Genomic DNA, 13,575 nt, shown 5'->3' on the forward strand with positions numbered 1-13,575 from the left:
CATTAACAAAAATAAATTCACATTCATAGTTTAATAATTTTTTTGAAACATTATCAATTCTTTCATAAAGAGTATTTAAAACTTCTTCTTCATTATAGCATGGTATTATTATACTAATATTCATAAATAAAATATACCTTCATAGAAAAAGCTATAAATATTTTTTTTGCAATGACAAAATAATCTATTATTTTTTTGAAACTTGATTTCTGATTTCTGATTTCTGATTTCTGATTTCTGATTTCTGATTTCTGATTTCTGATTTCTGATTTCATAAATCTTCCTTAAGATAATAACTATTTTATTATACATCATAATAATATAAATTTCAATATTTTTTACTAAATAAAGTATTTATATTATTACAATTTATGTTATACTAGATTAAACATTTTTATTTTGTAAAATTATTATATACTTAAATATTAGTGTTAATTTTAAAATGGAGTATTTAATTTATGGCTAGAGTTAAATTTATGGAATATGAAGAAGCCCAAGGTAAAGTAAAAGAGGCTTTCGATTATCAATTAAAAAAAAGCGGCAATGTTACAAATATGAAAAAAGCATTATTAAATGACTATGCAACTTATGAAGCATTTATGGGGTGGTATACTTCTTTTGACAGATTAGTAGAAGTAGTTGGTAAAAGAGCAGCTATGATACTAGCTCATTCCGTTTCTACCACTAACGGCTGTATGCTTTGTTCTTTATTCTTTATAAGAGATTTAAAAGCTATAGGAGAAGATCCTAAAAATCTTAAACTAGATGAAAAAGAACAGCTATTATCACAGCTAGGTATGCAAATGGTAAAAGACCCTAATGGTGTAACTGATGAACTAATCAATAATCTTAAAAAACATTTTAATGATTCTGAAATAGTTACTATAGTAGGTTTTGCAGCTCAGATGATGGCTACTAATAATTTTAATGCTGTATTAAAAATAGATTTAGATGAATCTCTAGTACCTATACAGGGCGAGTTTGAAAAAGAAACTTGGAGAGCTAAAAATAATTAATTAATCATTAGTAATAATAATTAAAAACAAGGGGCATAAAAAACCTCTTGTTTTTTTATTTATAAAATAATTAAAACATCATTAAATAGCATTGTTATTTTTTTGTTATTAATATAATATAAAAACACTAAAATATTGGTAAGTAATAGATGGTAAGCATTATAATCACAACAAAAAACTCTGAAAACTTTATTGCAGACTGTATCAATGCCATAAAAAACTCAAACTATAAAGATACAGAAATAATATTAGTAGATAATAGCTCAACAGATAAAACAGTAGAAATAGCAAAGTCATTAGGAGCAAAAACTTTTATTAAAGGGCCAGAACGTTCTGCACAGAGAAATTACGGAGCCGAAATGTCAAGCGGAGAAATAATAGGCTTTTTGGATGTAGATATGACTTTATCAGAAAATGTTATCACAGAGTGCTTAGAAGTTTTTAATAATAACAAAAATATAAATGCTCTATATATACCAGAGAAAATATACGGAAAAAACTTTTTTAACAGAGTGAGAAGTTTTGAGCGTTCTTTTTATGATGCTACTGTAATAGATGCCGTGCGTTTTTTTAGAAGAGAGGCTTTTATAAAAATAGGAGGCTTTGATTTAAACTTGAACGGCACTGAAGATTGGGATATCGACAGACGAATAAAACAAATAGGTGAAGTATCAATAATAAAGTCTTCTCTATATCATCATGAAAATCATACATTAAAACAATATATAATTAAAAAAAGCTATTATGCCTCAAACTTTGATAACTACTTCAAAAAATGGGGACATGATGAAACCACTAAAAAACAATTCGGCATGTTCTACCGTTATATTGGAGTGTACATAGAAAACGGTAAATGGAAGAAACTATTAGCCCACCCTATTTATTCAATATCAATGTATTTCTTAAGATTTTTAATAGGTGTTGTATATATACTTTCTAAATTTAATATATCAAAAAAAGAAAATGTTTATAAGGATAAAAAATGATAGTTAATAACAAAAAATTATTAATAATACTTTCAATAGCTGCAGTTATAATAGGTATAGTTTTGAGATTTTATTTATACAATAAATCAATAGTCGGATATCCTACAGGACTTGATGCAGAGTACCAATTCTACCAGCTTAATAAAGCTATAAATGAAAAGAAATTTCCTATAGAAGGTGTTTTTCTTAATACTCCTGAAACTTATGATAGTGAAGAAAATTCAAGAGTACCGGGCGGATATTTTTATATTATATATATGTTAAAATATTTTTTAGGGGGAAGCACTTATGAAGGAGCAAGACTTGTTAATTTGATTACTTCTATATTAATAAGCATAATATTTTTTGTTTGGCTTTATAAAAGATTCTCACTCACAACATTTACTATTATTCTTATGCTTATGTCGGTTAATCTATATTTTTTAAGAGCTGGAAATATGATATATAATCCTCATAATCCTTTAATATTGTCTTTTCTATTCTTACCTGTATTATACGAATATTTATATAATGACAAAAAGTTTATATACGCTGTACTATTATTTCCAATATTAGCTATATCAGCACAATGCCATTTTTCAAACTTCTTTTCTATGGTTCCATCTTTAATAGTGTTTTTGATAATAAGATGGAAAAAAGATACTAGAAAAAATATAATACCTTTAGCTATTGGAGTGTTTATATCATTTTTAACTTATCTGCCTTATATTATATATCAATTTCAAAACAAATTTGAAAGTTTATCAAAGATATTAGGAAGAAAATCTGAAATAGATGCAGTAAACATAATACAGCCGCCTCAAATATATTCAATACTTCTTTTTACTACAAATGAAGGGGGACATAAATATTCAAACGGATTAAAAGATATTATAAATTCATACTTTGGACAAAATCCATTATATGCATTTACTTTTATATTTTATGTACTTTCATTTGTATTTGCTATAACAGCTTTAATTTATGCATATAAACACTTCTTTACCAAAAAGATGATTACTGATAATAATACAAAAACAAACACATTAAAAGATTTATTATTATTCTATATTGTATATATAATAACTTCTATAGTATTTTTTATGCTTGCCAATATAGGAGCTGGAAGACCGCATTATTTTTATTCATCATTTACACTTGGATTTATACCTATAATATACTTTATAGAGAATATCAAATATACAAAACCTAAATATATTAATTATATTTGTATATACGCTCTACTAAATATGATTGCAATTGTAATTTACAGAATATAATTAAAACTCTATTATACCATTAAATAATTGTTTATCTCTCCATTTGATAAACTCTTCATATGTTTGAACATTACATTTAAGTACAGCCTTATAATATTCTATACCCATTATTTTTATATTATCTGGTGTTTCATATTTTAATTGAAGTATTATATTTCTTTTTTCCTGTGTAAGCATATTCATTACATCATCAGCAGCTTTTTCAAAATACCCGTCATAATAAGAGCCTTCTAATATATGAATAATATCTATCTGCCAAATTTCTATATTATCTGCATTACAATCATCTCTGTAAAATAAATGCCATTCTATACAATGTTCATCTGTATCTATTAAATTAGTATATGTTACTTTCTCTATTTTTTTATTTTTGGCTATTTTTGATACAGCAAGAAAACTTTTTTCTATATTGAGAGATGAAGTATATACATGAAAATCTATATCTTTGTTTTTCATTAAAAGCCCCATTTTTAGAGAACCTACTAGATTTACTCTTGCCCCAATAGATTTAAAAGCATTTTCTATATCAAGCTCTTTTATAATACTGAAAGCCTTTTTTTGATTATTTAATGAAATATCTATAATATTATTATTCATATATTAATCCTAAATAAATTTTATATAATAAAAAAACAGCCTATTATAATAAAAATAAGCTGCTTCTTTTTGTACAAGTAATTAAAAAAATCTATTTTGTGCTAGGTCCGAATTTTAATCCTACCTGAAGTCCTACATCAAAACTAGAATATGATACCTCATCAACAATTAATCTGTTTCCATTTATAGCCCCGTCTACAGTATATATATTAGGCTCTAAACCAAAATCATATCCTAAATAAAGTCCTATATTAAATGCCGTTTTTTGAGTAAAGAATATAGAATAATCAAAAGTAAGTTTAATATAAGGCATTAAGGCTTTTTCATACAATCTTTTTATATCATCTGAACTTAATTTAGTATTGCTTTCAAACAATGAAGTTTTAGTATTTATATTTCCAGCTAAAGGAATCTTTACTCCTCCTCCAATACCTATAGCAAAGTTTTTTATATTAAATTTAGGGATAACACCCAACTGCAAACTTTCAAAAGAGTATGAATAAGAATTATTTTTATCTAATCTGCTTATATAAGAATAAGTATCATGACTGTATCCTGCTTCTGCGAGTATACTTAGCCCCATACTATCTGTAAACTTAATCATATATCCAAGCTGAATAGAAGCTCCTATATCAAAACCAATATCACCGTTTCTAGCAAATGAACTTCGTATAGAGCCTCCGTTAATGGCATCCATTCTCTCAGCATAATCAGTAAGCTCATAATCATAAACACCTATGCTCATACCAACAGGTACATTTAATATAAACTCAAATCCGCCGCCTAAAGCAAATGATACTGATGCTGTACATACAAACATCATAATAGAAAGTATTATTTTTCTCATAAATTGAACTCCAACTGTATTTCTATATATTTAAAATTTAACATTAAAAGTAAAATTATCAATAAGAAAATCTTATATTTATAATATTTTTTTACAAAAACACGTCACTTACCTAAAAAAAACTTACATTTTATATAAAACTCTAAATTATATAATCCTTGACAAATTAGAATTTTATTGTATAAAATTACGGATATAAACAAAAGGAATAAAAAATGAAAAAGGGCAAAAAGTCTGAAATAAAAAAATTGAGAGTAAAAACGCATAAAAACCTGTTATTAGTAAAAAGCGACAGCGAAGAAGATAAAAAAAAACTTGAAATAATAAGAGATATACTAATAAACGAAGATAATAAAGATAAAGCAGACTTGCATAACTATTTTCTTAATAATAAAGGAGAGGCAATATTTAAACATCTTCCTTTTTTTGATATATACGAAAGACATTTTTCTAAATACAGAGGAAAAGATATTAACATGATGGAAATAGGTGTTGGAAGCGGAGGAGCTGTGAAGATGTGGAGAGAATATTTTAGAAATAATAACGCCAATGTTAATATATATTCAATAGATAAAAATCCAAAATGCAAACAATTTGAAGGTGACAATATAAAAATATTTATAGGCTCTCAAGACGACAGAGATTTTTTAAATGAAGTAAAAAGCCAAATACCAAAGCTGGACATTCTAATAGATGACGGCGGACACAGAATGAATCAGCAGATAATAACTTTTGAAGAGATGTACGGACATATAAAAGATGACGGTATCTATTTATGCGAAGATGTTTATACTTCATACTGGCCTAATTTCGGAGGCGGTTATAAAAATCCTAATTCATTTATAGAATATACTAAAAACTTAATAGACTATTTAAATGCATATTGGGCTACTGAAGAAGATGATTTATACCCAAATAGTTTTACTGACAGTGCCTACTCTATTCATTATTATGACGGAATTGTTATTATAGAAAAAAGAAAAAGAGATACAAGATATAATGATATATGCCAGCAGGCAATTATTGGCAAGACTAAAGAATAAAATATTTGTAAATCTTATAAGCATTGCATTTTAATATTTTGTAGATATAATTGCATAATCATTAAATAATTATGATGCTAATATGTACTTATTAAATGCCATTATAAAAAAGATAAATGATATACCTAAAAAGGATTTATCATTAGCAAATGAAAGAGCTAAAGAAATAAAGAATTACATAAAATGAAAAATACAGTAAAAAATAATAATACTAAAGAAACAAACAATCCTATAGGAGGGGATTTCTTTGATTATCTTAAAGAAGAAAATCTTTTAGAAGAATGTTTATCCTTATCATCAATTAATAGTTTATCAATTAAAATCTATAATGGAAGAAGAAAATATCTCAAAATCCAATAAATAAAATGAATACAGTATACAGACTTTTATATAAAAATAATAATTTTTAAATACTAGAAGCAAAATATAAAAATTATGAGCGTATAGCAAATTCATTTGCTATACATTTTTAGCGAATAATTTTTATTAGCAATAATAAAAAAATAATAATTCTGTTATATACTTTAGAAAAAACTTAGAAATTTCTTAATAAAAGATTAATTATCAAATTTGTATGATTAATACTTGATTTTTTTATTAAGTATTAAAAAAACTTGACCTACATTTTCATAACAAATATAAGCCAAGTTTTTAATTTTTGTAAAATCAATAATTATCTTTGTAACAATCTACTATAAGGTAAATTAAACTTTTCACCATTTAAAATTTGCTGTGCGGTTAAAATTTGTACTCTAGGGTATTCTACATCTGCAAAAAGTCCATCTTTTAATTTAAAATATCCAGCTTTTCTAGCTTCATTAAGCATATCATGTGTAGGTTCAGCATAAGATATTAGACCAGCCATGTCAGCTTTATTATTTTCCATAGTACCTATTAGATCTCTTATGAAAGAAGCCTGTAATTTTTTATTACTCTTAACAGATAATATCATTCTTCCTAAAGTTTTCTTTTCATCTTTATAGAAATAAATTGAACCATCTATACCGCCATCTCCACTTTTTTTAGTAGAGGCAAAACCTGAAACCTGTTCAATTGCCCAATATTGAAATTGATAACGACCTTCATTTTTATTTGTATCTTCTTTATTTATTAATTCTCTTACTTGTTCCATGGTAATAGGTATTCCATCTACTCTATAATCAATACCCTTTCTTAATGTAGCAGTACCATATTCTTCTATTAATCTCTTTTCTACTAAATATGTTGATAGCATACAAATATCTATACCAATCCATTTTCTTTTAATACCATGTGCAGCAATTAAAGTTGTTCCGCATCCACAAAAAGGATCCATAACAACATCTCCATTATCTGTACACATTTTAATAATTCTTTCCAGTAAAGGAATTGGTTTTTGAGTTGGATAACCCAATTTCTCTTTAGATTTATATAATCTGTTAATATCAGTCCATAAATTATATAAGGGATGTCCTTTATCATTTTCTGGTCTTAATTTTCTAAAAGGTCGTCCATTAGAAGACCAACCCAAATTTCCTGCATTATCTAATTCAATCAATTTTTCTTTTGTCATTCTCCATCCACTTGAATACTGATTTCTATAACCTTTATATTCATAACATAAATTTGGTCTGTCTCCCATTGACGGACCACATTCTATAGGACCTTGATAATATCTTCCTATTTCATCTATCTTATTATATTTTTCTTCCAACTCCTCTTTGCTTAAAGGTACTTTTATATTTGACAAGTCAAATTTATAATTATCTGTTTTTGAATACCAAAATATATTATCTGTACAAATACCTAACTTTTTTTCTTTAAATTGAGATCCTTTAGGATTTTTTGTTCTCTGCCATATTATTTCATTTCTAAAATTTTTATGACCAAATATACCATCTAATATAATTTTTATGTAATGACTAGCAGTTGAATCACAATGTAAAAATAAGGATCCTGTATCTTTTAATTTATATCTCATTACTCTTAATCTTCTAGCCATAAAAACCAAATAAGCTAATATTTTAGGATTTTGATATTTTAAAGCTTTAACCCAAGCATTCCAAAAATCAGCAAAATCTTTATTTCCATCTTGAGTTTCTAATTCATTAGCAAATTCCTGCACCTCATCAAGTTTATCTTCTGTAAGCTCCCAAGCATCACAAAATGCTATAGCACCTTCTGGTACAGGCTGACCTGTATTAGTAGAATATATCATATTATAATTCTTATTAGAATTAAATGGGGGATCTAAATATATTAAATCTATAGAATTATTTTTAATTTTTTCTGTCAATATATCTAAATTATCACCATAATATATTTGGTTTATAATTTTTTCATCAGACATGTTTTCTCCTAAAATACACAAAAGACTATAAAGAAGACAAAACTTCCTCTATACCTTTTAATTTATCTTCAAACTCTTTTTTCTTTCTGTTTTCTGTATCAATAGCTTCCTGTTTAGCTTTACTCATAAAGTTTTCATTAGAAAGTTTTCTGTCTACAGCTTCCAAATCTTTTTTATATTTAGATGCCTCTTTTTCTAATCTTTTTTTCTCAGCTTCTAAATCTATTATGCCGACAAGATTAACATTTATCTCCCCGCCTTCAAATACTTTAACAAATGAGCCTTTATTTCTTTGAGTATCTTTTGAAGAAACTATATTTAATGATTCAGTAAGTGAAAGTGATGATATAATATCTTTATAGCTTTCAGAAGTATTTTTGAAATAGTCTGAAGTATAGCGTATTATAACATCAAGTTTTTTATTAGGAGGCAAATTAAATGATGAACGTGAGTTTCTTATTACAGATACTATATCCTGAATTAAGTTAAAATCTTTTTCTATATCTTCAAATATGTATTTGGCATTAGCTTTAGGATACTCTCTAATCATCAATGCCTTTGAATCAATATTATGTTTAGGTAAATTAGAATAAATCTCTTCTGTGATAAAAGGCATAAATGGGTGAATCATAGCCATTGACTCTTCAAGCACATACAATAACACAGCAATAGTTTTTTCTTTTTTGCTTTCATCTTTCAAATCAAATTTACTTATCTCTATATACCAATCACAGAACTCATTCCAATAGAACTTATAAATAGTTTGAGAAGCCTCATCAAATCTATACTCTTTTAATTTTTTAGTTGTATCATCAATAGCCTTCTGAAGTCTTGATAATATCCATTTGTCTTTATTTTCAAGTTCAAAACTATCTAAATCTTTTATAACAGCATTATCTTCGATGTTTCCAAAAATATATTTAGCACTGTTGTATATTTTATTAGCGAACTTTCCGCCCATTTTGAAAAGTTCTCTGTCAAGCCAAATATCCTGACCTCCTAATGAAGTTATAAATGATAAAGTAAATCTAAAAGCATCAGCTCCATGCTCATCAATAATTTCTATAGGGTCAATGCCGTTTCCCAAACTTTTAGACATTTTTCTTCCTATTTTATCTCTTATAAGTCCGTTAAGATAAACATCTTTAAAAGGCACATCATTCATAAAATGAACTCCAGCCATAATCATTCTAGCAACCCAGAAAAATAATATATCATAACCCGTAACAAGTGCTGTAGTAGGATAGAAATATTTTAATTCTTCATTAATATCAGGCCAGCCGAAAGTAGAAAAAGGCCATAACCAAGAAGAAAACCAAGTATCAAGCACATCTTCATCTTGATGAATATTTTTACTTTTACATTTACTACATTCTGTAATATCAGTTTTTGACACCATCATCTCGCCGCAGTCATCGCAGTACCATACTGGAATCCTATGTCCCCACCATAATTGCCTGCTTATACACCAATCTCTAATATCAGTCATCCAGTGATTATAAGTATTAATCCATCTTTCTGGATATATTTTTGTATTGCCGTCATTAACAGCTTTGTATGCTTTTTCTGCCAAAGGCTTCATTTTTACAAACCACTGATCGCTGTAATAAGGCTCTACAACATTATGACATCTATAACAATGTCCTACTTGGTGTTTGATATTATCCTTTCCAACAAAAGCTCCCAACTCTTCAAGCTCTTTTATAATCATACTTCTAGCTTCTTTTACAGTTTTACCCTGATAATGAGAAGGAGTATTTTCATTGAATGTACCGTCTGGATTTAATATATTGATAATCTCTAAATTATGTCTTTGAGCTATAGCAAAGTCATTAGGGTCATGAGCAGGTGTGATTTTTAAAGCTCCAGTACCAAACTCTTTATCAACATAAGTATCTTTTACAAGTCTTAATTTTCTGCCTACTATAGGAAGTATCAAAACATTCTCTTCTGTAAGATGTGCATATCTTTCATCATCTGGGTGAACAGCAATAGCAACATCTGCCAAAATAGTTTCTGGTCTTGTAGTAGCTATTTCAATATAATCATTAGTTCCGTCTATTTGGTATTTAACATGATACAAAGCACCAGCCACCTCTTCATGTTCTACTTCATCATTAGCCAAAGCAGTGCCGCAGCTAGGACAATAGTTAATAAGATATTTTCCTCTGTATATTAAACCCTGATTATAAAGCTCAACAAATACTTCTCTTACAGCATTACTTAAACCTTCATCAAGAGTAAATCTTTCTCTCTCCCAATCGCAGGAACAGCCTATCTTTTCTAATTGTTTTACTATAATAGAGTGATGTTCATTAGCTACTTCCCAAGTTTTTTTAACAAAAGCCTCTCTTCCCAAATCATATTTATTTTTGCCTTCAGCTTTTAATCTTCTCTCAACAACATTCTGTGTAGCAATACCAGCATGATCAGTACCCGGCATCCATAAAGTGCATTTGCCCAGCATTCTGTGAAATCTTATAAGTATATCCTGAAGCGTATTATTAAGTCCATGTCCCATATGAAGTACGCCAGTAACATTTGGAGGAGGTATGACTATAGAATATGGTTCTTTATTTTTATCCATAACTGCATGAAAAAATCCGTTTTCCTTCCAGAAATTATATAATTTGTCTTCGATATTTTTAGGAGTGTATGCTCCTTCTAAAGTGTGTTTCATATTCTTTTTTCCTCCGATAAAATCGCAAATTAATACTAAAAATTGATACTATATTTTATACTATATACAATATTTTTCAATTATTAATTTTTATAGATATTAATTTTTCTTAAATTATAATTTCATAATAAGGAATATACATTATATACAAAAAATATAAGCGATTATAATATTATTTAATAAAACTTTCTGAATTTATCTCTAAAAGCCTCACGCCACTTCTTTACTGGTATCCACCAAGCTATTTTATTAATATTTTTTTCAGTAGCCCTAATAACGCCTTTAATACCAAATATGTAAATATATATATAATTTTTATTATTACATATTCCGAAGAGTTTTATCCAATTAATATTTTCTTTTACTTCTTTTAGTTCATTATCAAGTTTTATATTTTTTTCTATGAGTGAATTTATAACATCATCTTTATGTGTATTTTTTTCGATTATTTCATTACTTAATTGATTATTCTTTTCTATAAGTAAATTTATAATATCATCTTTATATGAATCTCTATTAATTTTTTTTGGAGTTTTGAGTGCATTTATAAGCCAATTTAGAGAACGCTCTTTTTCTATTTTTAACTTATTATTTATTTTTGAATAATCAATTTTTAAATATTTTTCTAAATTATTTACTAGTGTACTCAAATTAGGAATTATTCTTTCTTTTATATTTAACAAACTTAATAAATCTCTTATTCTAAATAAATCATTTGAATAATAATCACTTCTAACACATACGAATGGTTTATTAAAAACAATTGAAAAACAGCTTCCATGAAAACCATCTGTAATAACAAAAGAAGCATTTTTTATAAGGGAAAGCCATTCTTCTGGAGTTTCTTTAAAAGTAGTACATATTAATTTTTTATTCATTTTATTTGCAATATTATTTAGTTCTTTCATATAATAACTTAGACCATAAAAATATGCAAATATATAATTTTCTTCTGTGTCATCTTTTTTAACAGTGTTGATTAAATTGTTATATTCTTCTATATCTATTAAAAATACAGGATCTAATATAAAATCAGCATCTAAATTCAATTCTTTTTTTAAAAAATCTACAGCACTGCTTTCTCTTAATGATATATGATCAAACTGAGTAAGAAAATGATTAATAAAGAATATTTTTTTGGAATTAGTATCATCAACTAAATTAGTAATATTATCTCCAAAAGACGTAGAAATTGCTATTTTTTTCTTTTTATTGTCTACAAAATCCAAAAAATATAAATATTTTTTACCAAGAAATGAACTTAACTGCTGCTCTATTATATACATGTTCCATAACTGATCAGATGCCGTAGCAAAGCTAATACATTTATTATTTATATTTTTATCAATTATATCTATTCTATCATAGTGTTTAATTGCAAACTTCCTAGCTATACTATTTTTATTTATAAAAAGATAATCAAATTTATCGCTATCTATAGGATCAATCACTAATACAGACAGCCCTAGTTTTTCTAAAATGTTATATAATGCATAATAAGTTAATATAGCACCATAATTAGGAGCAAACCATAAACCTAAAAGTCCTATATCAAATTTATTATATATATCTTCAAGTCTTTTATTATCCAAGTTATTAAAAAAATGTTTTCTATTTCTACCTACATCCATAGTCATACCTAACCCTCCATTTGAAGGTTTAAGTTTTGTAACGTCTTCATATTTACAGTATTTTTTTATTTTATTAAAAACATTATTACTTTTATATGTATTTATTAATACTAAAGACACTCCTTTATTATCATTATTTTTTACACCCCAATAATCACCAATAGTAATATCTCCTACTCTTTCATATTTTCTATATTTACAATGCAGACATTCTTCTTTTACAGAAATGTGTTTTAAAAATGATTGTATATAAATATTATCATTACCTCTAGATATATATTCTTTGTCAGAAAATTTAATATATACTTTATGATCAATATTCCAGCCGAATTTATCTTTATCTCTGAAGCTTATATATTCTATATCTTTTATTTCATCATCTGTAAATAACTCTTTTAAATATTTTACCCATACTTTTTGCGGAACTATACTATTACATAACAAATCAAAAGTAATTAAATTGTCATAATCTTTACCCAAATATGAGTATAAAGCAGATACTTGACAAGGACAGCCCGTAAATAATACCTGATTTTTTTCATTTAATAACTTTTTTATTTCTATAAAAGTATTACCCAAATTACTCTCTATATATTTAGAGCCTCTTAATTTATCTAAATCTTTTTTATCATTAATAATTATATGTTCAACTCCAAGCCAATCATCTGTAAAACTTGCTCCGCATACATAACCATTATTCTCAAATACATAATCTGCTAAAAGTGTAAACATTCCGCCTGAAGAGCTTTTCATTCTTATTTCATCATTCGCCCTTACATCGTATATTAATTGTCTGAAATCAGTTTTGAAATTATCATTAAGAGCATGGCATTTTTTTACACATAATCCGCAGTCAGTACATTTATCTTCTAAAACAATAGGATGATGAAAACCTTCTTTGGTTTCTATCATCTTTATGGCATTGTGAGGACATACTTTATAACATACACCGCATCCAGTACATTCTGTTTTTTTTAATATGTCTATGCTGTTATTCTTCATAAGCAAAGCCCCAAAAACAAAAAACCAATGCTCAATATAGTATTTTTTACTATATTGAAACATTGGTTTTATTATATAATTTTAAATATAATACTAGGTCTGGTCTGGTCTGGTCTGGTCTGGTCTGGTCTGGTCTGGTCTGGTCTGGTCTGGTCTGGTCTGGTCTGGTCTGGTCTGGTCTGGTC

General features: G+C 26.7%; 11 protein-coding genes. 5 read left to right on the top strand and 6 right to left on the bottom strand.

Annotation, left to right across the window (positions count from 1 at the left end; genetic code table 11):
* Nucleotides 1-113 precede the first annotated feature (113 nt).
* The gene (locus F811_RS16430) at nucleotides 114-275 is read right to left on the bottom strand and encodes a hypothetical protein (RefSeq protein WP_020003567.1); all 162 of its coding nucleotides are present in this window, start codon (nucleotides 273-275) and stop codon (nucleotides 114-116) included.
* Nucleotides 276-458: 183 nt separating this feature from the next.
* Between F811_RS16430 and F811_RS0101745 the strand changes: the two genes are divergently transcribed.
* From F811_RS0101745 to F811_RS0101755, 3 genes are all read left to right on the top strand, one after another.
* Nucleotides 459-1,016: a carboxymuconolactone decarboxylase family protein gene (locus tag F811_RS0101745; RefSeq protein WP_020003576.1), complete on the top strand. Its 558-nt coding sequence runs from the start codon at nucleotides 459-461 to the stop codon at nucleotides 1,014-1,016.
* 149 nt (nucleotides 1,017-1,165) lie between these two features.
* Entirely contained in the window at nucleotides 1,166-2,002 is an 837-nt protein-coding gene (locus F811_RS0101750; protein ID WP_020003577.1) for a glycosyltransferase family 2 protein, read from the top strand.
* Nucleotides 1,999-3,261 (top strand): hypothetical protein, encoded by a 1,263-nt coding sequence (locus F811_RS0101755; protein ID WP_020003578.1) that lies wholly within the window; start codon nucleotides 1,999-2,001, stop codon nucleotides 3,259-3,261. The genes F811_RS0101750 and F811_RS0101755 overlap by 4 nt, the downstream gene beginning before the upstream one ends.
* Here F811_RS0101755 and F811_RS0101760 read toward each other — a convergent pair whose 3' ends face one another.
* On the bottom strand, nucleotides 3,262-3,858 hold the full coding sequence (locus F811_RS0101760; protein WP_020003579.1) for a hypothetical protein: 597 nt from the start codon (nucleotides 3,856-3,858) through the stop codon (nucleotides 3,262-3,264). It abuts the gene before it with no gap.
* Nucleotides 3,859-3,949: 91 nt separating this feature from the next.
* A complete protein-coding gene (locus F811_RS0101765; RefSeq protein WP_020003580.1) occupies nucleotides 3,950-4,705 on the bottom strand; it encodes an outer membrane beta-barrel protein in 756 nt (251 codons plus the stop codon).
* Nucleotides 4,706-4,920: 215 nt separating this feature from the next.
* Here F811_RS0101765 and F811_RS0101770 point away from each other — a divergent pair, with 215 nt between their 5' ends.
* Both F811_RS0101770 and F811_RS16435 read left to right on the top strand, forming a co-directional pair.
* Nucleotides 4,921-5,748: a class I SAM-dependent methyltransferase gene (locus F811_RS0101770; protein WP_020003581.1), complete on the top strand. Its 828-nt coding sequence runs from the start codon at nucleotides 4,921-4,923 to the stop codon at nucleotides 5,746-5,748.
* Nucleotides 5,749-5,931: 183 nt separating this feature from the next.
* Entirely contained in the window at nucleotides 5,932-6,108 is a 177-nt protein-coding gene (locus F811_RS16435; RefSeq protein ID WP_020003583.1) for a hypothetical protein, read from the top strand.
* A 313-nt stretch (nucleotides 6,109-6,421) separates the two neighbouring features.
* Here F811_RS16435 and F811_RS15400 read toward each other — a convergent pair whose 3' ends face one another.
* The 3 genes from F811_RS15400 to F811_RS16195 all read right to left on the bottom strand — a co-directional run bounded on the left by F811_RS15400 (nucleotide 6,422) and on the right by F811_RS16195 (nucleotide 13,390).
* Nucleotides 6,422-8,077 carry a site-specific DNA-methyltransferase gene (locus F811_RS15400; protein ID WP_020003584.1) on the bottom strand — a complete coding sequence of 552 codons (1,656 nt, stop codon included), beginning with the start codon at nucleotides 8,075-8,077 and terminating at the stop codon, nucleotides 6,422-6,424.
* Between the two features lie 25 nt (nucleotides 8,078-8,102).
* Nucleotides 8,103-10,757: a valine--tRNA ligase gene (locus tag F811_RS0101790; protein ID WP_020003585.1), complete on the bottom strand. Its 2,655-nt coding sequence runs from the start codon at nucleotides 10,755-10,757 to the stop codon at nucleotides 8,103-8,105.
* A gap of 176 nt (nucleotides 10,758-10,933) precedes the next feature.
* A complete protein-coding gene (locus tag F811_RS16195; protein WP_020003586.1) occupies nucleotides 10,934-13,390 on the bottom strand; it encodes a polysaccharide pyruvyl transferase family protein in 2,457 nt (818 codons plus the stop codon).
* Nucleotides 13,391-13,575 lie beyond the last annotated feature (185 nt).

The organism is Brachyspira innocens ATCC 29796 (assembly GCF_000384655.1).
Classification (GTDB): Bacteria; Spirochaetota; Brachyspiria; order Brachyspirales; family Brachyspiraceae; genus Brachyspira; species Brachyspira innocens.